Here is a 20,254-nt window from a genome sequence, read left to right on the forward strand (position 1 = left end):
ACCAGAACCACCCGAACCGTCGTCCGGCGGGCACCAACGTCTGGTCATTACGGTGCCCCGAGGGCCACGTCGATCGTGGGATGCCGCGAGTATAGATCGAATGGCGCGACATCATAGGTCGCTAGCCACCGTCAATCGAACCGGCCGGCGCGGTTGAGTTGCAAGATGACGCCTTCGTCTGGACCGTCGGCGGCCAATGGATACGAAACGACGCGTCGCAGTTCCAGACCTTTCATCAGCCCGTGATGTCGGGCTTCGCCCCGTTCGTCTACCCATTTGGGGCCTTTGATCAGCAAAAGCCGATCAACGTTGGTCCAGTGCGGCTCGATCCAGCGGCAAAACTTCGTCAAGCTGCCGACCGCGCGGGCAATGATCGTGGTGAATCGAAAATCTTCCAAAAGATGTTCGCCGCGGGCACCGTAAACCGTCACCGGCAGGTTCAAATCGGACACGATGTCGTCCAACACCTTCGCCCGCTTGCCCACCGATTCGGCCAATGACATCTGCAGATCAGGCCGCAAAATTGCGATCGGGATCCCTGGCACACCGTTGCCGCTGCCGACGTCCAAGACCTCTTCATCGGCCTCCAACAATGGTGCCAGCTGCAGGCAGTCCCTCAAATCGCGTCCGACGAACAGGTCCCATGTGGTGTGTCGCGTCAGATTCAGTTTTTCATTCCATTGCCACACCAGTTGGGCGTAGTCCTGCAGCTGTTTCGCCTGCGCAGGATCCAGCTCGATCCCGTGCGAATCCAGGGCGGCGACGAAATCAGGTTCCAGCGACATACGTTTTGGTTCGAAATTGATACGATGGGCGACATAGGATTCAACGGAGGCCGCCGGTCAGGAATTTTTGACCCGGCCACCGAATCATGACCCGTCATGATGCGCGAACGATTCTTTCTTGCACAGCTGTCCGATTGCAATGTCTATCCCAGAATCTCCGAATGCCGTTTTTGTTTATGGAACCTTGAAGAAGGGGCAATGCCGCGAAAGCTGCTGGCCGCTTCAGCCTGAATCGATCCAGAATGCGTCGATCCGCGCCAACTTGTTTGACCGCGAAGACTATCCGGCACTCGGACAAGGCGAAAATACCGTTGTGGGCCAGCTTTGGACGTTCCAAGACAATGATATCGATAAGGTCATTCACGCCTTGGACAAGGTCGAAGGTGCCGAACAACCAGGGTCGCCCGACCTGTACCACCGCGTGATCGTCGAAGCCTATGACGATCAGGGCGGTTCGCTCGGATACGCCTACACGTACATGTATGCCAACGATCCGACCGAAGACGGATTCCAACCGATGACGCCCGACGCGTCAGGAAAAATTGAGTGGGTTCGCTAGGCGAAACCCCAGGTCCGTTCCGGCGGCCGAGCCTGAGATTCGGTCCCACGGCGGCTTGAACGACCGCCGAAACCGGTCCGGTCGGCTGCTGCGACGCCGATCGCGACGATCTACCGCGTCCACAGACGTCCAGGCCCCCAGCTTGCCTAAGTCCCCGCGGAATCGTCGCTTGATTCACCGTCGTCCTGATACAGCCGGTGCATCTCTTTGACCGCCACAGCGACCGCTTCGCGAAACTCGGCCGGCCCCAAGACTTCGGCATCCAGCCCCAGCGACAACACCTTCGGCAAGACTTCCCGCGGGTGCGACGCGGGGACGGTCAGCAATGCCGCACCGTCGGCACGAGGTTCCAGCCGCTGTTCGGGGTGCCAGGGGTCTTCACGCACCCACGCGGCGGCCCGTTTGCCCAAGCGAATCTTCACACTGGTCGGGTTTTCGCCAGAGAAGATGCCGATGCTTTTGCTGAGATGCTTGGAAATGTCGACCGATTCGTCGGGCGCGAAATATTCGCTGAGCGCGACGGCGCTTTGAAAGCGATCGAGTTTCCAATTTCTCAACCGTTGACCGGTCGTTTGGTTATCCGGATTGGGAATCCCCGATTCGACCGCGACGACGTAAATGCTGCCCTGATAGACCGCCAAACCATACGGTTCCAGACGACGCTGTCGGACGGGATTGCCGACCGATGCGTATTCGATTTCCACGACACGGTGTTCGACAATCGCGCGGTTGATCGTCTTCAGGGTTCCGGCGTGTTCCTCGTAACTTTTTGCTGGCGAACCAAATACGTGCAGCGTCTTGCGATACCGCTGGTAGTGGTCATAAACGCCGTCGGGAACGGTTTCTTGCAACTTGTTCCAAAACGTTTCGATGCCACGCCAGTACTGAGTGCCGATCAGCGGGTGCAGCAGTTCGCGGCCGATGGCCAACGCAATCATCTCGGTCGCCGACACGCCGACTTCGTGAACAGCGTTCTGGTTGAACTGGCCGATCTTATAGACGCGGCCCCGATCCACCACTTCGCTTTGAATGGCAAATCCCGCCGCCTGCAGTGCTTCCAGATCGCGTCGCACGGTCCGCGAATGCAGCTTGGTCAGCCCGAGATCGGCCACCAAGTCGTCGCGTAATTCGTCCAGCGTGCGGCCGAATCGCGAGATTTCCATCAGCTGTAACAGTTTGTGCTGACGGATCAATTGTTCGTTTCGCGCCATCGTTACTCCGTTGCGATTCGCACTGGTCTGACCCGCGTCATCGCAGCGCCAATCCGTTGCACTGGGACACGATACGCTCGGACAAAGATCGTCGATCATCGGCCAGGATGATCGACGAATCAAATAGAACAGCCACCGATCGACACAACGGTCGATCACGCGACGCGTTTGCGCCCGCCGAGTGGTCGGTCGTTGCCGACGGATTCCGGCGGCGACGCCTTCACCGTGACCGAAGGGGCTGCGATCAACGCCTGGTCGAATTTAATTCAGCCGAAGTCCAGTCGGCCAGATCCAATTCAGCCGAAGCGGAATCAGCCGATGTTCCAGGTTTCTTCGAACCACTTCTTGCGATTCGCCCGCGTGGGGCTGTAGTTCGCGTCGGGCTTGTACCGGCGGTTGGCCAAGAACAGCTTCATCGTTTTGAAGTGCACTTCGGCATGCTGAGCGATGATGTCGACCATCTCGCTTTCCGCCTTCCAGTCGTGCAGCAGTTTCTTGTCCTGCTCGAATTTCTGATCCAGGTATTCCGCGTTGGCCGAACTGGTGACGACGAAGTCACATTCGTGCTTGCAAAGAAATCCCATCAGACGTCCGGCGACTTCGCGAGTCCGATACAGATCGTCGCCGACGGTCGAAGAGACGATGTTCCAGACGGAGGCGAAACCGTGTTCGTCCAGACTGTCTTCGGAAACGACAAAATCTTCGGCACCCGGGGGCGTGAAATCGTTTTCAGCTTCGTCGGTCATCTGCGAAATGGTGTTGGGGAGAAATCGCGAAATTGCTTGGTCAAAAATCCGTCTTTCTACGCCGACCGGGCGTCGAAACCGTTGCATGCCGGACGCCCAATCGACCGCCTCAAGGGCGTCAATCAACGGGGGCAATGTCGCGGGGGGCGACGGACGGGTGCCGGTCGGTGTGACGAAGCATTAGACTGTACCGACGTCATTTCGCCTAGACGCGGTCCTCATTTCCGGCCGCCTGCCGACGAATCCCAATGTGTCGGCGGCACCGACGTCCCACCTGCCCCCAACCGCTTGCCGACGCAAGGACGTAGAAGACTACCTTGAACACGCCGCCCCAGTTTCAAGCCCGCCAAGTCATGCAGTCACGACTGGTCACCATCATCGCGTTTGCCGTTGCGGCGGTGGTCATTTTGCTGACCATCACGTCATTGCCGTCCCTGTCATCGGACCACCTGGGCGGTTCCATGTTGATGGCCCACATGGCCGCCAGCGGGGCGTTGGTCTTCGGTTTGCCGCTGCTGGCCGTCGTGGGCTTCAGCAAGATGGTCCACCCGACCACCAGCAACCGGCGTCAACGATTCGGTTTTTGGCTGGTGCTGATCACCGGCTGGGTGACGATCGCCACGGTCTTTGCGTGCATGCTACCGATGTTCGGAACCGAGGCGATGCACGAATTGATGTGGATTCACGGCATCGCGGGATTCGCCATGGTCCCGGCCGCGGCCGTTTTATGCTTCGGGCTGGTGTGGATTCGCAAAGAATCCAATCGTTCCTCCAACCCGGGATGAAGCCACGTGGCGCGACGCATCGACGGGTGATCGGCCGTGATTCGAGTCAGAGCGGCCGATAAAGACGCCCCCGCTTGTTCGACCGTACTGGGCATACCAGGAACTTGGTCACCAATCTGAGCGGCCAAGCGACACGCATACAGGTCGGCATCGCGTTCGGTCCGGTACGAAACGATTCGCAGAATCAAAACCGTGAACAGAATGCCCGCCGCGGTGCCCAAAGTGACGGCGTAATCCGATTGCCCCGCGATACGAGTGACCAGCATTCCGGCGCCCCATGCCGGCAAGACCGACAGCATCCGCAACGGGACGTGGCGTCGCCGAACATGCGCCGCCTCATGCAGCACGACCATGGCGATCTGGTCATCAGGCAATCGATCCAGCAAACGGTCGCTGACCAGCATCGTCCGCAAGGGATCAAACATCCCCGCGACCATCGCATTGAACGCGGTGCCGCCGGTGTCCCATCGACGGACGGCCAGCCGTTGCAAATGCACCGCACGCAAAATTTGGGCGACCCATTTTTGGCGGGCCGGATCCATCGGTTCGGTTTTCAGTCCACGGCGAATGAACAGTGGCAAGGCGGTCACCACGACCAACACCACCGCCAGCGGCATCAGCCACTGATTGACCGCGGGATCTGCCGAAACCCAGGACACCAGATCACAAAGACCCATCAATGCCACGACCGGCAAGACCAGCCACGCCAGCCCCGTCCGCGTCAGTTGGCCGACATACCGCACGTGGCCACGCCATCCGGTTTGGTCATACCCCAGAAGCGCCCCGTAATAATTTTCCGCCGAATAAGTGGCCGCAATCATCAGCAATCCCGGCAACAACAACACGATCGCTCGCACCGCCATCGACTGGTCGGTCACAGGCACGTCGTCCAAGATCCGTCCCAGGCCGAATCCGCCCAGACACAGAACAATTGCCGGAAGCGTCAACCAACGAAACATCGCCAATTGACGTTCCATCCACGTCACCGCCTGCCAGCGATCCAGGTCGCCGGCGATGGCTTGACGGGCGATCAGTCGCACGCCGACATGACAAAGCAGTGCCCAACCGCCGACCAAAGCCGCGGTTGCGGCAAACGGTTGCCAGACCGAAACATGAATCGGCGGCAGCGTTCCACATCCCAGCGAAATGATGACGACCAAAAATAGCAGTAGCGACAAAACAAGACTTCCGTCGGTTCGATAGTTGGCAAACGGTGTCGTCCCAACGCCGGCCCCGATTGGCTGTCCGGTGCCCTGCCGGAACAACCAAATGACGTTGCGGTGAAAGATCGCAGTTTAGATCACCGATCGTCGCCGCCCCCGAAATCGCGAACGTAAAAGCCCCAGTCATCGTGGACCAACGACCGGGTTTGCCGACCGATCCGGTCGTCCCGGTCGTTACGGTTCTACTACTGCGGGCGGCACGGCCTCCGCGGTCCCATCGTGGCCTTTCTGGCGGGGCGGGAAACGAGCATGACGCTATTTGCGGATCACGATCTGGTCGAACTCATTCAAATCATCGAACGATCCGATGCCGATGCGACCTTTGCCGAACGTCTTGTCGACGACCGACAAATGCGGCGATTGCATATCGTCAAAGTAGACGTCGATCGAACCCTTGGTCGTGTCGCGGACCAGCTTGACCGTGTGCCAACCGTCGTCCCAGGGAACCGTTTTTTCGTTTTCGGTCAGTGCCAAGCGATCCGCATCGTTCACGATCATGATTTGTCCGCTATGCGGATCCGGCTTGGCCCCCAAGTGGACGTAATAAAAGTGCTTGTCGTCTTGGTAGTTGAAAAAGACACAGCAATCACGATGGTTTCCGGTGTCCAGGGTGCTGCGGACGCGGAACGTGATTTCGAAATCGGCCAGCTCCAAATCTTTCACCAATGCGACGTGCAGCGGGCTGCGATGCGGTGGTTCGTATTCGCTTTTGCGAGCCGTGATTTCCAAAGCGCGGTTGCCATCGGTTTCCGATAATTTCCAGGTGCCGGGATCCAAGATTTCCCAACGGTCGGTGCCGTTTTCGAAATCCTCTTCAAACACAGTTTCGGTCGTTTCCCATGCCGTGGCAGGTCCACCGGCCAGCATCGTCAGCGCGGCCATCACGCCGGTAATCCAAAGGGCGGGACGGACACGCAGACTGGGACGATTCGGACGACCGGTGTCAAATAGTGCGAAACGATCAGAGATCACAGTTGGAATTCCTGCGTGAGGTGGTTTTGAGCGGTTAGGGTGTCCGGATCGTCCGGATGCCCCGCATTCTATCCCGAAGAACCGCAGAAATGATTGACAGAGCGGTCACGTGCGACAGACAATCGGGGTCCAGGACGTTGGAAATTGCGGCGAAGGCGACGAAATCTAGGTCGATTCGTATCCCGCGTTGCGTCCACCGATGATTCTGGTCCGCTGTGCCACGGGTCCATCCCACCGGACGGATTTTCCCGAATCGGCCGGACCGCCGAAATCGTTCTTCCCTTCGCCTTTTACGACGCGGCCATCGCATGCTCCTTTCCAGCGAAGAAATCCTTCGGCGGCAAAATCACGATTTGACCATCTCGCCGTTCAATCCCAGCCGGCTGAATCCCAACAGCTACGATCTCAGCCTGCACAACGAGCTGTTGATCTACGAAGAAATCGTCTTGGACGCCGCGGCGCCGAATCGATACCGGCGGATCGAAATCCCCGCCGAAGGCCTGATTTTGCAGCCGAATTTCTTGTACCTGGGACGCACCGTCGAATACACCGAGACCCATCGCTTGGTGCCGATGGTGCGTGGCCGGGCGTCGCTAAGCCGTTTGGGTTTGTTCGTTTGTCCTGGCGGCAGCCTGGGACATTGTGGGTACTGTGGCACCTGGACGTTGGAACTGCATTGCGTTCAACCGGTCAAGATTTATCCGGGCATGCAAGTGTGTCAGATCCTGTACGCCGAACTTGCCGGCCACTGTGAAGACTATTCCAGCGACAAACACCAAAACAGCCACGACATCCAACCCAGCCACCTGTACCGCGAATTGGGTTTTGATGACAGCGATGTTCAAATGGAATTGAACTTCGATTCAATCGTTGCCGACCGGTAGCCGCCGATGGCTTCGATCCCCACGGGCTCGATGGACGAATTAAGTCTACATCCGACGACGTACCAAGCGATCACGTCGTTCGCCCGCCGCCGCACTTGGATGCTCGCGTGCCGCAGCCTGATCGCGGGCGTGGTCGCATTCCTGGCCGCCTCCGCTGCAGCGGCTTGTCTTGACCATTTCGCACGCCCGTCGGACACGGTGCGATGGGCGGTCGCAATGCTGGTCGACGCGATCGCCGTCGTTGCCGCTTGGCGATTCGGGCTGCGTCAGATGTTTGATTCGTCGCCGCAGTCATTGGCCCGCCGCATGCAAGCCGGATCGTCGCGATTGCGCGACGACCTACTGTCGGCCGTCGAACTGGCCGATCCCCAAACGACCAACGGCTCGGCTCGACTTCAAGACAGCCTGCAACGTCGCATCAGCCAGCGATTGTCGACGATGCCGGTGAAAGAATTGTTACCGATGGGCCTGCTGGGCCGCCCGCTGGCGATCGGCGTAACGACTGCGTTCCTGTTCGCGATCGCCTCGTTGATCCCGGACTTACAGGCAATGCGCCGGATCATTCGTGTCAGCGTTCCGGGCTTGGCCGTCCAGCGTGCTTCGCTGACCCAAATCGACATCATCGAACCGTCACCGCCGTCGCGATACGTCGCCGCCGGCAATCCGGTCGCCGTGTGGGTGGAACTGTCCGGCCGATCCGCCGACGACGCGACGTTGCAGTACCGATCAATCGTCGATGCGACGACCGGCGGTGAAGCCGACAACGCACCCAGCCGCTTCTTCTGGCCCTGGCAATCGCGACACGGACGGATCACTTCCGTGACGATGTCAGACCGATCATCGGCATCCACGGACAATCAAGCAGAACCGGTGATCCAGAAGTCGGACGTCCAATCGGACCGCCGCAGCGCCAATGTGCCAGTGGGTTCCAATCCGGTGGAATATCGGATCATCGCAGGTGACGCGGTAACGCTGTGGCATCGACTGGATCCATTGCCACGTCCCCAACCGGTCGACTTTCAAATGCTTTACCGGTTCCCCGACTATGCAGACTTGCCAGACCGAACCGAACGGTCAGACACGGGCGACTTGGAAGGCTTGTCGGGAGCATCGGTCCAGTTGACCATCACATTCAATCAAGCGGTCGACGATGCGACGCTGCGGTTCACGGGCAATCGCACGCTGGCGATGAACCAAATCGATGACGACGGATTTCTGTATCGCGTCAACGTGCCTCTGACGGTACCGGGCCGGTACCAAGTCACCGCCACCAGCCGACAATCAGGAGTCGGAAATGAGTTCGGTCCACAATATTCCGTGACTCCCGTTTCGGATCGTCGTCCAACGGTGCGATTTGACGGATCCGTGCCAGACGTACAAGTCGCCGCATTCGATGAGATCAGTGTGCTGGCCGGCCGGTTTGATGATGACTTGCCGATCGCCGACGCCTTTCAAGAGTTTCGCTTCAACGGCGGGGCATGGTTGCGTCGTGATCTTTTCCCCCCGTCGGATATCGCCCAGCGCACGCTGACGGCACGATCGGAATGGGATTTGGTCCAAGCCGCCCAACAAGCCGGCTTGGGCGACAACGTGCGTGACGGAGATACGATCGACGTCAAATGGGTCGTGGTCGATCGATTGGGCCAACGTGCGGAAACCGAGCTGATCCAGATCCTGCTTTCCGATGCAGGCATGCGGGCCAATCGCAACGACGAATTGGACGCTTTGTCGGACATCGTCGTCGCCACCATCACGCTGCTGAAAGACGCCGATCCGGTGGCCGAGCGCTGGATCACATGGTCAGTACCCTGGAAAGACCAACGCGCATTGTCCGACCCGGTGGCGTACCAACAGTTCCTGCAGGAATACCTGAGCGAATCGCAGACACTGGCCGACGATGCCGCCGCGGTCAGTCAGATGCTGGACGATTGGATGCAGACGACCGACCGTGTCGACCAGCTGGTTTTAGCGGAACGTGTGAGCCGCCTGATTCAACAAGTCAGCGATGATCTGATTCATCATCCCACCGCGATGTCGGGTGCCATCACCCGGCAAGGCGATCAAGGTGATGCACCGGAGATCATGGCCGATGAATTTTTGGCGGTCCTACGTCGTTGGCATCAGAACCAAGGCAAGCGAGTCGAATCAACGCAGGCCGCGATTCAATCGGGAAGCCAACTGGCCTCCTTATGGCTGGAACAGCAGTTGTCGATCGCACGTCTGACCGACTTGACGACGTTGGCCAATTCATTGGACGCGATCGGGGCGGAATCGGATCTATCACCGACACGTTGGCAACGGACGCTGGGCATCACCGCCGCACGGTTGGACACGATGGCGGCGATGTGGACGTCCCGCGCACCTTGGCTGTCGGAAAAATCGGCGGGCTGGCGAAATCAGTGGCGACAGTTTTGTGTCCAGTGGCAACAACGTCTGCGCGATGGAATCGATGACGAAGAACTGTTGCTGGTCGGGCCGGATCTGGTCGATCAACTGCGACAGCAAATCGGCCAACAGATCCGCAGCCGTACGATCGACAATCGAATCTTGTCGGACCTGGCGAAAGCCGAATCCGGTTTGGCCGCCCGGCAAGACTTGACGCCAACAATCCAAGCGTCCGCCGACTGGCAACTTTCCCATCACAGCACAGTCCCCTGGAATGCCCCGCTGGGACAGAACCTGAACAGGTCGCTGGAGGCTGCCGAACAGTGGCATCGTCGTCGCCAAGTATTCGATACCCGCTGGGCCGCGGATATGAATTTGGCCTCCCGCGCAGTGCACCACGTTTTGATCCAGGCATCGGACGGCCCCGATTCGCCCAGCCCCGATTCGGACATTTCACCGGCCCAGGCACTTCGCCAGATCGCTGATGATGTGGGACTGCTGCAGACCCGAGCAATGCTGGCTCAAGACGCCGGTTTGCTGCGTCAGGCAGCGGCCGATGAAATCTCCGGTGCCCCCGATCCCATCCGGCGCATCACCCACCCGCTGACAATGCGTCGCTATGCCTATGGCGTTCAAGCACAAGCTCGCGCATTGAAACGGTCACCAGCGGTTTCCGAATCGAAGGAAAACCAAGCCGCGATCAAGTCCATCGACGGCACGCGTTACGGTGACGCCTTCCAAAGTGTTTCGCGTCCCATCGATTCTCGGCTTTATCGCGACGACGTCTTGGTATCGATGGCGCCGCAAATCGCTGGCCTGCTGCAGCCTCTAAACAGCGGCCTGGAACAACTGGAACCTGACTTTGCGGCTGCGCGGCAACGCTTGGCTCGGTGGGTCCTGCCGATCGATGAATTGGCCGATGCGGCACGTCGCCAAACGGAAAAGGCGGCCGCACTGGCATCACAGCAAGATTCGCCGCAGGCCGAATCGGCCACCGAATCCGAATCGGCCGGCGTGACCGACGCCGCGACGGAAGCCGCGTGGCAGGAAGCCCAACGTTTGACACGCGAAACGATCGAAGCCCTGATTGATGCCGCCAATCAAGCGGACATCCTGGATCGACTGCAGCGTGACCGTGCAAGAGACATGGAAACGGCCGCGAGGCTGGTGCAATCGTCGTTGGAAAAAGCAAGTTCCGAATTCGAATCCGACAACGAATCGTTTCAAGCGGCTGCAGCGGAGCTTCAGCGTCGGCTGCAACAAACGTCGCAAATGGCACAGCTTCATCAACAAGCCGTGGACGCCGAATCAGCAGTCGCGTCGGAATCCGAACTGTCACAGCAATTGCGAAACGAAGGCGAATCATTGCAAAACGGCCAGGAAATCGAACAACGATTCCAACAGGCCGAACAGTTGGCCGACGTGGCCAAGGCAGACCCGCACGAATTGCTGCGGCGGCTGGAACAAGAGTTGAAAACCAACCCCGATATGCGTTTGTCGCTGGTCGACATCGCCGTCCGAGCGGTCGAAGAAGCGGGACAATTGATGGACGCCTCGGTGTCGTCGGAATCCGCGTTGATTCAAGAGGTCGAGAAAGCGGATCCGGCTTTCCTGGAAGCCAAACGGCGATTGGCCGCGCAGATAGAATCGCTTAGTGATGCCGCAATCGACGTCGCCAAAGCCAATCTGGAATCAGCGGTCAAAGCGGCGACGATGGCCAAAGATGCCGCCGCTATCCGGATGACGCGAGAGACGGCCGAGCGACTTCAGGACCGTGCCCGATCTGCATTGTCGGTTTCCGCAGACGCATCGCTGGCACAACTGACCGACACGGCCAACGACTTGGCCAACGATCTGTTGAAGGTCAACGAACAACTGGAACAAGTCGCCGTCGTCGCCCAGGTGGCTTCGCGTAAAGACATTCATCGCAACATCGATCGTCGTCGCCGTGATCAACAACGCGGTCTGGAAATCGCTCGAACCGCCCGCGACGAGACGCTTCGCCGAAGCAAAGAACGAGCCAAGTTCTGGGAACGTCAAACGCGTGAAGCCGGCACACGTTTGCAACAGGTCCAACGACTCGGTCGCCAAATGGACCGCAAGATGGAAAATGCGTCCCGAAACGTTGCATCACAGGTCGACATGGCCTCGCTTCGCCAGGAACGTCAACGTAATCGAGACGCCGAATCACAAATACGATTGACCCTGGAACTGGCCGAAACGAAACAACGGGAATGGAATGAAACACAAGCGGCCATCGGCAAGCAGTCGCCCAAGCCGTCCGACGCGATGAACCCCGCGGCATCGGTCACCGCCGACCTGGTGCTGTCTTCGGTGGATCGCTTGGAACAGATTGCCGTGGACCTTAATTCGTTCCGTCCTGACGCCCTGCAAAACACCAAGTTGTGGCTATCGGACGAAACCGCACAAAGCACCCTTCAGCGACGACAACAGGTCGCGACCACGGTCAATGAATCGGCGGAGCGTTTGCTTCGCGCCGGGCGTCACCGCAGTCGTCTGGACGAAGAAGCCTTGGCCGTCAAACTGTCGACCGCGGGACAGGCGGCGCGTCAGACTGGCCACGACGTCACACCCGACCGTTCGTCGGAATCTGAAGATGATTCGAATTTTGGTCGCCGGATCGTTGAACGGCTATCCAATCATGCGACGATCATCGACCAACGGTCCGATGAAATCACCGATCTGTTGGCTTCCATGCCCGTGACCCCACCACGGCCGCCGGCTTCCACACCCGAAGGAATCGACCGCCAAGCCCAGGGCAAGAAGCTGGCGCAAACGTTGGACGAACTGGACCGCGCGTTGCTGGGCGAATCGACCGCCGCCGCACCGTCGTCACCAACCGAAGATGGCACATCCTCGCAAGCCGACGCTTCGTCATCGCAGCAATCCCCAGCGGACGCACCGCCGTCAGGCGAAGCGTCCACCGCACTGGAAACATCCCCCACGCTGGCCGAAGCGATCCGGCGGCAACAGCAACGCATGGCTCGTCAACGCCAAGACGCCGCCGATGGCCAAAACGCTCGTTCCGGTACCAACACCGGACAATCATCATCGGGTTCATCCAGCAGCGAAAACCTGAATGATGCTCCACCCTCGGATCCACAATCGGGGTTTGCTGATGGACGTGCCGTGGTGGGCCCCAGCGAAGTCGATGGCACCGACGCCGCGCGGCTGGGCAGTCGTTGGGGCGATCTGCGATCTCAGGAAAGCGATGAAGCGGCCGGCCCGGCCGACGCCAGCGTTCCGCCACAATACCGCAGCGATGTCGAAGCGTATTTCCGAGCCGTCGCAGCCCAGGCGACCGATTCAAAATCGCCTTGAACGAATCCCTCGGTGAATCGCCCAATGTCTTCATCCTTTTTCCGCAATGAAACACGGCCGATGACCGTGCGGCAGCGCCACGTGACATTGCCGATGCGCCGCGACTTCATCGGATCCATGCTGGCCGGCGTGATCGCGATCGCTGGCGGGTCCCGAGTGTTGGCCCAAACGGACAACGATGCCGATTGGTCCGGACTGTACGTGCCCGATGAGGTCGACAATGCGGTATCCGAAGCCGTCGACTACCTGGTCAACCGGCAAGGCCAAGACGGTTCGATTGCCGATCGTCAAAACGAAGTTGCCATGACATCGTTGGCCATCATGGCCATGGCATCGGTGGGCGTTCAACCCGATCGCCAAACCGACCGGGGCAAGGCGATGACGCGGGCTCTGGAATTCGTTTTGAAACCAGACAACCAGGACCCCAACGGATACTTCGGGCGTCGCGACCGATCACAAATGTACGGTCATGGCATCATCACGCTGATGCTGACCGAGATGCTGGGGATGGGAATCGATGTCGACCAAAACGTTCGAATGCACAAAGCCCTGGAACAAGCGATCGGGCTGATCCTGCAGGCTCAAAAGGTCAAGAAACGCAGCAGCATGCAAGGCGGTTGGCGGTATGCACCGGATTCGACCGATTCCGATCTATCGGTTTCCATTTGGCAGTTGATGGCCCTGCGTTCGGCCAACAACGATGGCATGCATGTCCCCGGCGAAGCCATTGACCAAGCGGTCAGTTACCTGGTTCAATCGTCCACGGCCCAGCGTCTGCCCAACGGCAGGATCAGCGATGCCGCGGCAGGGTTCAGCTACATGCCGGGGTCCCGCAGTGGCACCTTTGCAATGACCGCCGCCGGCTTGCTGGCGATGCAAGTCTGCGGTCGCTACGAATCACCGGTCGTCACCGCGGCCGCCAAATGGTTGTTGGAACATCCGCCGCGAACCAACGAACGCTTCTTTTTTTACGGCATCTACTACTATGCCCAAGCGATGTACCAGGTGGGTGATACCTACGCCGACACAGCCCGTCGTCTGACATCCGCCATTCTTTTGAAAGACCAACGCGGCGATGGATCGTGGCACGGCTATCGCAGCGAAGAACGAAACATCGGCCCCATTTACACCACCGCGTTGGCAGTGCTTAGTCTTAGCGTTCGCTATCACTACTTGCCGATCTATCAACGCTGATCGTCGGTTGCATCGATCACCGGCGGACCAACATCACCCCTCGGTCCCGCCGTGGAAACGTCCCACGGCCTGAAGCCAAGTTTCAGCGCCGGCGACGTTGGCGACATCGTAAAGTCACCGTTCTTTGGGTCAGCGAATCCGGGATCGGCAAACGCACCGTTGCGGTCCTTGCCCCGTTGTTGCCACTGGGCCAGTGAACCGCCGTCCCACAAAGCGTCGTTCGCGGTGGCATTCGGATTGAAGTACAAGTTCCAGTCAAACACGGACGTTTCGGTGCGTTGTGCGGTTCCCGAACTGTTCTTCGGATGCAGATAGAACGAATACTCCTGATCGCTCCAGTTCTTGCTAAACAGTTTGCCTTCGGTCCAGTAAACGATGTTGTTTTCAAAATAGACGCTGACGTGCGGTTCCACGCGACTGCGGCTCAACTGTTCCAATTCCCCGAGCGCAAAGATGTTGTTGCGAACGGTGACTTCCTTTGCAAAGTGGATGTTGAACGCAGAAAACTTGGTGTCGTGCACCAAGTTGTTCTCCACCAAAATGTGCGTCGATCCTTCATCATGATAGATGCCCCATCCGCCGTAACCGTTGGCATCGATGTCGTGAATGTGGTTGCCACGTAAAACCGTGCCCGGTGAAACGCCCAAGGTGTAAATCCCACCCAGATCACTTAGCATTCCGCCGATATCGTGGATGTGGTTGTCTTCGATCTGGTTGTCGCGACTGATGCTGCGGCCATATCCCCACGTCCACCCGACGGAAACGCCGGTGTATTCACCACCGCTGATTTCGTTGTGCGCGACACGGTTCCCCGAGGTGTCGGTCAGCAAGATGCCCACGGCGGACGGAAAATCGATTCCGTAACCCACCAAACGATTGTCCGACACGACGTTATTCTCGGTCCGATACCACGGCGGTGCCTTTTCATCACCGCCACCGATCCGAATCCCTCCGGCGGACAAGTCCGAAAAATCGCAATGGGTCACTTGGTTCCCAACGCAACCGTCTTTGATATCGATCGCAAAGGTGCCCAAGTCATGGAAACGACAATGGTCCAGGACGCAATCATGTGCGGCGTTGAATTCCACCGCGGCGGGAATACTGGCGGATCCCTGCTGATCATTGGAATTGCCGGGCGGAAAATCGAAACAGCAATACCGAAACGTCAAACCTTCGAGCCGAATGTGTTCGGCAAATCTTTGCGATTGAACATCGCCGTCGATCACCACCATCTGTGACGCTAGCGGTGCGACCACATTCGCTTTGGTCATGTCCTCATCAGCGTGTGGATAGTAGTACAGACGCTGTTGAGTTGAATCCAAATACCATTCGCCCGGTTGGTCCAACGCTTCGAACACGTTCTCAACGACGTAGCGGGCCCCTTCTTCGCTGAAATCATTCGTGAAGACTTTACCGGCACGATGGGCGAAGGTCACCGTGTTCGTCTGGTCATCAATGGTCGCGATCGGCAAGTGCGAATCGGTCCAAAAGTGATACACGATGACTTCGACGTCTTGAAGATTCTTCCAGTCGGATCGCAAGTCGCCGGGGTGGAACTGAAAGGTCTTGCAGTCGGTGTGATAGTGAACTGATTTTGGCGTGCCTTCGGGACAGGCGGCCACACGATAAAAGCCCTCGTCAGGCGTCCGCGCGCGGTACCTTCGCTGGCCGTTGACGTACAGTTGGCGAAATCGCCATGGCGAACCATCGGCGCGTTTGGGCAAATCGACCACCCAGCGTTTGTCATCGTGGCGTCGCCAGGATTGTCCCGCCTGGGATCCGATTGGAACCCCGCCGCTGATCACCGGTTGTTCGCCAGGCATCGCCGCGAATCGAACGGGGTGATCCAGGGCGCCACTGTGTTCAGCCCCCAGTCGGATCGGCGAATCAATGCGATGGATTCCTCCGCCAATCCAAACGGTCACCCCCTGACGTTGACGCTGCAGCGTGGGCATCGCCGCGATCGAATCACAGGCCTGCTGGATTGTTCGAAAAGGTGCTTCGGCTGAACCATCGCCACCCGATGCCGCGTCGGCACGAACGTGGAACTCCGCGGCGGCGCAATGAACACCAATCAACAAACAACTTAGGATCACCATCGAAGCGATTCGTCCAAAAACGAATCGTGCGTCGAGTTGTGCAAGCATGGATCTAGCGGTGGGCGGGGTGGGGCGGGACGCCTTTTCAGGCGGCAACCAGCCGATCATCGCATCACACCACCATCGATGGCATTGATTGTGAATGTCGGCTGCCTGTGATAGGCCGATACAAGGTCGGTGTATCGGCGGTTTCCCACTGTGCGCCTTCGCCTGCGGCCATGCAATCGATGGACGGCCGCGCCGCGTAGAATGCGACAAAAGAGATCATCGCAGTTGATGGCGAATTGCCAGGACGGCTTGTCCCGGCGGAAGCGTCGAACCGGCCGGCGGGCCGTCGGGTTCGACGCGTCAAAAGCATCCGGCTGCCAAACCAGAATGCCGGCGACTTAGGCGGCCCGCCGCGTGACTTCAGCGTCGTGCAGGGCAACGATCGATGCGTCCAGGCTGCCGGTGTGTTGGACCAGTTCGCGAATGGACGTCGCCAAACGTTCAGTCGGCTCGAATCCCATATCCGTCAACAATTCTTGCAATTCATCCACGGACATGGCCAGGACAAGTTCTTCAGGCGTGGAAGCCGACTCGGACATTTCGATTCTCGTTGACTCGTGGCGACGGAGGACTCGTCGGCCGATTTGGGATCGGCCGACTGTGACATCCATCGATCCAAAACGAGTGTGAACTTGAAACGAATATCCGGGTTCCACCGGGACGGCGGGACACAGCCAACGCTGCCCAAGCGGTTTCCCGAAACCTGGCTATTCTTGGAATCGGTATCCGACGCCGCGGACCGTCTCGATCAGGTCGGCGGCCGCCCCCATCTTCTTCCGCAATGCACGCACGTGGACGTCGATGGTGCGTTCCAGAACCATCGTGTCTTCACCCAATGCGGCGTCGACCAATTCTCCGCGGCCGAACGCGCGTCCCGGCTGTCGGATCAGTGTGTCCAGCAATCGAAACTCGCTGCGGGTCAGCTTCAGCGGTTCGTTTTGGAACGTCACGACGAAACGACGTCGATCCACCGTGACGCCTTTGTGGGTGACCGAATCGTGGTCGTCGACGATCGGTTCGCGACGACGCAGCAGCGCCTTCAAACGCTGCAGCAGGACTTTGTAGCTCTCGACCGGTTTCACGACGTAGTCGTCGGCGCCCACGGCAAATCCGACCACCTGATCGGATTCTTCACCCAATGCACTGAGCATCAGGATCAACGTGCCGCGGGTTTTCGTGTTGGCACGCAGCTGCTTGCAAACTTCGACGCCGCTTAACACCGGCAGATCGACATCCAAGAAAACGACGTCGGGCAACAACAAACTGGCCTGTTCCAAGGCTTCGCGGCCGTCGGCGGCGCGGTGCACTTCGTAACCGGCCCGCTGCAGTTGGTATTCCAGAGTTTCGGCAAGAGGTTGGTAGTCTTCGACCACCAGGACCTTGATTTCAGACATGGGGCTTTGGAGTCGCTTTGTCGGCAGCGGGGACGTGGTCACCATCATGATTTCCAACCTCAGTTTGGCTTCCGCAGGATTGCGGCGGCGTGAATTCGCCTCGGTAAACGAACGGCAGCGTCATATTGGTTGAAAAGTTGTTCTTTCGCACCTGCTGGAACGATTTGGAAACGGTGAATATTCAGTGAATTCCAGGCCCGCGGCACCAGTGGCTACGCGACCACCCCTCGGGCCTTGATGGTCGGTGTTGCGCCCCGTTGTGTTTCGCACCGGTAACCTTGCTCGGCCGGCAACGCGACGGCAAAGCGTGACCCAACGCCCGGCCGACTTTCCACACGAATGTCGCCACCGAGTGCCGCGATCAAGTTCTTGACGATGGACAGCCCCAACCCCGTTCCACCGCCAGCGACTTCGCGAGTCTTTTCGACCCGATAAAACCGTTCAAAAATGCGATTCAGCTCCTCCGGTTCGATCCCGACGCCGGTGTCATCGACCACGAACCAGCTGACCGGGCCTTCGCCACGGACGTCGACGACGACACGGCCACCGTCGTGAGTGTAACGAACCGCGTTACCGATCAAGTTGTTGGCGATCGTCAGCGTTGCCTCGCGGTCAACATACGCTCGGATCGCGGGGTCCAGTTTGGCCACCTGAAGGTCGATATTCTTGGCCGCAGCGACCGGTCGATAGGTTTTGACCGCTTCGGTGACGACCTCGGCCAAACTGATCGACGCGCACCGTAGATTCTGCTGACCCGACTGTGCCCGAGCCAGCTGCATCATGCCGGCGACCAGCCGTTCCAGCCGCAAACACTGTTCACGAATCTGGCTCATGAAGTGAACCGCGGCATCCGGGTCGTCCTCCAACGCCAGTTCCACCGTCTCGGCGTATCCCTTGATTGCGGCCAGCGGCGTTTTCAATTCGTGCGACACGTTGGCGATGAATTCGCGTCGCACCGATTCCAATCGCCTGGCTTCGGATTCGTCGTGAATCGCTAACAACAGATTGCCTTCACCGCCGGATTCAATGGCACCAACGCTGATCGACACCGGCCGCACCCGTCCCACCTGGCTGACGTCAATATTGACGCGTTTGGACAATTCGCCGGCAAACACCTGTTCGACTGCCGAAACCATCTCGGGCAATCTGGCGATCGCCCGCAGGTCACGCCCCAAGTGATGGTCCTCGGCCCGCAACCCCAGCAATTGCTTGGCCATCGGGTTCATTAACAAGATGGTCCAGTCCTTGTCGATCACCACCACGCCGTCGGACATCTGGGCCAACACCATGGCGTTTTGGCGCGACTGGGCGTGCAGACTTTCGAATCGCTCTTTCCAGCTGTCGTTTTCTCTGGCCAGTTTGTCGACCTGTGATTCGACTTCGTCGCTGCGGATTCGCAAAAACTTGGCCAACAACGCCGCGTAGACCAGACAACCGACGCCGATCGCGGGTAACAGCAGCCAATACGACTTCAGCAACACCACCGACGCGACCAACCACACGACCAGCCCCGCCAAAAATGCCGATGGCATGTGGCGTCGCGAACGGGTGATCGATTTGGCGATGGCTCGGCGCATGACCCAACTGTCGATGGACGTTGCCCCCTAGGGCGCGTCACGGAAAAAGCAAAAGTCGACGAATCGAACCCAGGATAACTCGACCGCTGTGATCCATCGTCGCTGGTCGTTTGACCGCGATGTGATCGGCTACGGCTGAGCTCGGCGGATGCGGTGTTCGGTGAACGCGGTTTTCCGCCGACCACTCGGTGGTCATTGCCCCGCCCAGCGTCACCTTGCCAGCGTCACAGCCATCCTATTGATTGGCGGTGACGCCCTCAAAAGCGTTTCGTTCGATTCGAACGCTCCCTAGACATCTTGCGCGGCCGGTTGGGTCAAGACATCTTCATCGTTTCTTTGCGAGCGGCGCTCACGATAGCTCTTCCAACGCTGTTTGATCCATTCAAACAACACAATCTGACGGTCACGCCGAAGGTGACCGTGACGATCCGCCTGGATGATCTCCGACGTATCGACGTCCATCGCGGTCAAGTATCCGCCGCCAAAACAATACGTGTCCAAACAAATGATATGCCCCAAGTCCAGCACATTGCCGTGGGGCTGGGGCGTGTGTCCGACATACACCCGTTTGCCGCTGTGATGCGGCGGCGGAACGTTGGTCAAGTGGTTCCAATACATGACCGCGTCGTCGGTCATCGCCGGCGAGACATCATGCTCATATCCGGCGTGCACAAAAATCCGATCCGCGGTCTCGTAGAAAGGACGCAGTTGTTGGAAAAACTGGACGTGAGCCGACGGGACTCGGCTGAGCGAACCACCGTAACTGGCAAGCGTCGACTTACCGCCACTGGCCAACCACACCGCCGGATCGCAACCGCCACACAGCACCCCCAGCATCATGATCTCGTGATTGCCCCGAAGCGTGACGACGCGACAGCGGTTCTGCAGTTCCAGGATCTGATCGACAACGTCACGGCTGTTGGGACCACGGTCAACGTAGTCCCCCAGAAAAACGATTTCGTCATCCGACGTTGGATCAATGGATTCGATCAAGGTGCGCAGCGCCTTACCGCATCCATGAATATCGCCGATCACCAAACGTCGCATGGG

The 20,254-nt window shown here is 58.8% G+C and carries 15 protein-coding genes; 5 read left to right on the forward strand and 10 right to left on the reverse strand.

The genetic code is table 11. From position 1 onward, the window contains the following. Positions 1 to 131 precede the first annotated feature (131 nt). On the reverse strand, positions 132 to 785 hold the full coding sequence (gene rsmG, locus Mal65_RS16115; protein ID WP_145299682.1) for a 16S rRNA (guanine(527)-N(7))-methyltransferase RsmG: 654 nt from the start codon (positions 783 to 785) through the stop codon (positions 132 to 134). A gap of 139 nt (positions 786 to 924) precedes the next feature. On the opposite strand from rsmG, the gene Mal65_RS16120 reads away from it, so the two are divergent. Further along, positions 925 to 1,344, forward strand: a complete 420-nt coding sequence (locus tag Mal65_RS16120) for a gamma-glutamylcyclotransferase family protein (RefSeq protein ID WP_145299685.1) — start codon at positions 925 to 927, stop codon at positions 1,342 to 1,344. A 146-nt stretch (positions 1,345 to 1,490) separates the two neighbouring features. Here the strand turns inward: Mal65_RS16120 and Mal65_RS16125 are convergent, their stop codons facing one another. Together Mal65_RS16125 and Mal65_RS16130 are read right to left on the reverse strand one after the other, a co-directional pair. Then, the gene (locus Mal65_RS16125) at positions 1,491 to 2,555 is read right to left on the reverse strand and encodes a helix-turn-helix transcriptional regulator (protein WP_145299688.1); all 1,065 of its coding nucleotides are present in this window, start codon (positions 2,553 to 2,555) and stop codon (positions 1,491 to 1,493) included. 311 nt (positions 2,556 to 2,866) lie between these two features. Further along, on the reverse strand, positions 2,867 to 3,301 hold the full coding sequence (locus tag Mal65_RS16130; RefSeq protein WP_145299691.1) for a hypothetical protein: 435 nt from the start codon (positions 3,299 to 3,301) through the stop codon (positions 2,867 to 2,869). 317 nt (positions 3,302 to 3,618) lie between these two features. On the opposite strand from Mal65_RS16130, the gene Mal65_RS16135 reads away from it, so the two are divergent. Then, a complete protein-coding gene (locus Mal65_RS16135; RefSeq protein WP_145299694.1) occupies positions 3,619 to 4,086 on the forward strand; it encodes a hypothetical protein in 468 nt (155 codons plus the stop codon). On the opposite strand, the gene Mal65_RS16140 is transcribed toward Mal65_RS16135, so the two are convergent. Both Mal65_RS16140 and Mal65_RS16145 read right to left on the reverse strand, forming a co-directional pair. Continuing rightward, complete coding sequence (locus tag Mal65_RS16140; RefSeq protein ID WP_145299697.1) at positions 3,984 to 5,264, reverse strand: M48 family metalloprotease; 1,281 nt, start codon at positions 5,262 to 5,264, stop codon at positions 3,984 to 3,986. The two genes, Mal65_RS16135 and Mal65_RS16140, sit on opposite strands and share 103 nt — an antisense overlap. Positions 5,265 to 5,564: 300 nt before the next feature. Further along, positions 5,565 to 6,176 (reverse strand): hypothetical protein, encoded by a 612-nt coding sequence (locus Mal65_RS16145; protein WP_145304979.1) that lies wholly within the window; start codon positions 6,174 to 6,176, stop codon positions 5,565 to 5,567. A gap of 413 nt (positions 6,177 to 6,589) precedes the next feature. Between Mal65_RS16145 and Mal65_RS16150 the strand changes: the two genes are divergently transcribed. Genes Mal65_RS16150 through Mal65_RS16160 form a run of 3 tightly spaced genes read left to right on the forward strand, consistent with a single transcriptional unit; the run spans position 6,590 to position 14,086 of the window. Further along, entirely contained in the window at positions 6,590 to 7,165 is a 576-nt protein-coding gene (locus Mal65_RS16150) for a dCTP deaminase (protein WP_145299699.1), read from the forward strand. Between the two features lie 6 nt (positions 7,166 to 7,171). After that, a complete protein-coding gene (locus tag Mal65_RS16155; protein WP_145299702.1) occupies positions 7,172 to 12,892 on the forward strand; it encodes a coiled-coil domain-containing protein in 5,721 nt (1,906 codons plus the stop codon). A 24-nt stretch (positions 12,893 to 12,916) separates the two neighbouring features. Further along, a complete protein-coding gene (locus tag Mal65_RS16160) occupies positions 12,917 to 14,086 on the forward strand; it encodes a prenyltransferase/squalene oxidase repeat-containing protein (protein WP_196784223.1) in 1,170 nt (389 codons plus the stop codon). Here the strand turns inward: Mal65_RS16160 and Mal65_RS16165 are convergent. The 5 genes from Mal65_RS16165 to Mal65_RS16185 all read right to left on the reverse strand — a co-directional run bounded on the left by Mal65_RS16165 (position 14,077) and on the right by Mal65_RS16185 (position 20,251). After that, a complete protein-coding gene (locus Mal65_RS16165) occupies positions 14,077 to 16,233 on the reverse strand; it encodes a right-handed parallel beta-helix repeat-containing protein (protein WP_165701320.1) in 2,157 nt (718 codons plus the stop codon). The two genes, Mal65_RS16160 and Mal65_RS16165, sit on opposite strands and share 10 nt — an antisense overlap. A 338-nt stretch (positions 16,234 to 16,571) precedes the next feature. After that, entirely contained in the window at positions 16,572 to 16,772 is a 201-nt protein-coding gene (locus Mal65_RS16170) for a hypothetical protein (protein ID WP_145299708.1), read from the reverse strand. 168 nt (positions 16,773 to 16,940) lie between these two features. Further along, entirely contained in the window at positions 16,941 to 17,627 is a 687-nt protein-coding gene (locus Mal65_RS16175) for a response regulator transcription factor (protein WP_145299711.1), read from the reverse strand. A 212-nt stretch (positions 17,628 to 17,839) separates the two neighbouring features. Beyond that, entirely contained in the window at positions 17,840 to 19,204 is a 1,365-nt protein-coding gene (locus Mal65_RS16180; protein WP_196784224.1) for a sensor histidine kinase, read from the reverse strand. Between the two features lie 288 nt (positions 19,205 to 19,492). After that, the gene (locus Mal65_RS16185; protein WP_145299713.1) at positions 19,493 to 20,251 is read right to left on the reverse strand and encodes a metallophosphoesterase family protein; all 759 of its coding nucleotides are present in this window, start codon (positions 20,249 to 20,251) and stop codon (positions 19,493 to 19,495) included. Between the last annotated feature and the right edge of the window lie 3 nt (positions 20,252 to 20,254).

It is taken from the genome of Crateriforma conspicua (assembly GCF_007752935.1).
GTDB lineage: Bacteria > Planctomycetota > Planctomycetia > Pirellulales > Pirellulaceae > Crateriforma > Crateriforma conspicua.

Excerpts from the sequence above, each read along its gene's own strand:
- Mal65_RS16185 (WP_145299713.1), bottom strand. The coding sequence starts at position 20,251 with ATGCGACGTTTGGTGATCGGCGATATTCATGGATGCGGTAAGGCGCTG.
- Mal65_RS16165 (WP_165701320.1), bottom strand. The coding sequence starts at position 16,233 with ATGCTTGCACAACTCGACGCACGATTCGTTTTTGGACGAATCGCTTCG.
- Mal65_RS16170 (WP_145299708.1), bottom strand. The coding sequence starts at position 16,772 with ATGTCCGAGTCGGCTTCCACGCCTGAAGAACTTGTCCTGGCCATGTCC.
- Mal65_RS16130 (WP_145299691.1), bottom strand. The coding sequence starts at position 3,301 with ATGACCGACGAAGCTGAAAACGATTTCACGCCCCCGGGTGCCGAAGAT.
- rsmG (WP_145299682.1), bottom strand. The coding sequence starts at position 785 with ATGTCGCTGGAACCTGATTTCGTCGCCGCCCTGGATTCGCACGGGATC.
- Mal65_RS16175 (WP_145299711.1), bottom strand. The coding sequence starts at position 17,627 with ATGTCTGAAATCAAGGTCCTGGTGGTCGAAGACTACCAACCTCTTGCC.
- Mal65_RS16145 (WP_145304979.1), bottom strand. The coding sequence starts at position 6,176 with ATGCTGGCCGGTGGACCTGCCACGGCATGGGAAACGACCGAAACTGTG.
- Mal65_RS16155 (WP_145299702.1), top strand. The coding sequence starts at position 7,172 with ATGGCTTCGATCCCCACGGGCTCGATGGACGAATTAAGTCTACATCCG.
- Mal65_RS16125 (WP_145299688.1), bottom strand. The coding sequence starts at position 2,555 with ATGGCGCGAAACGAACAATTGATCCGTCAGCACAAACTGTTACAGCTG.
- Mal65_RS16150 (WP_145299699.1), top strand. The coding sequence starts at position 6,590 with ATGCTCCTTTCCAGCGAAGAAATCCTTCGGCGGCAAAATCACGATTTG.
- Mal65_RS16120 (WP_145299685.1), top strand. The coding sequence starts at position 925 with ATGTCTATCCCAGAATCTCCGAATGCCGTTTTTGTTTATGGAACCTTG.
- Mal65_RS16160 (WP_196784223.1), top strand. The coding sequence starts at position 12,917 with ATGTCTTCATCCTTTTTCCGCAATGAAACACGGCCGATGACCGTGCGG.
- Mal65_RS16180 (WP_196784224.1), bottom strand. The coding sequence starts at position 19,204 with ATGCGCCGAGCCATCGCCAAATCGATCACCCGTTCGCGACGCCACATG.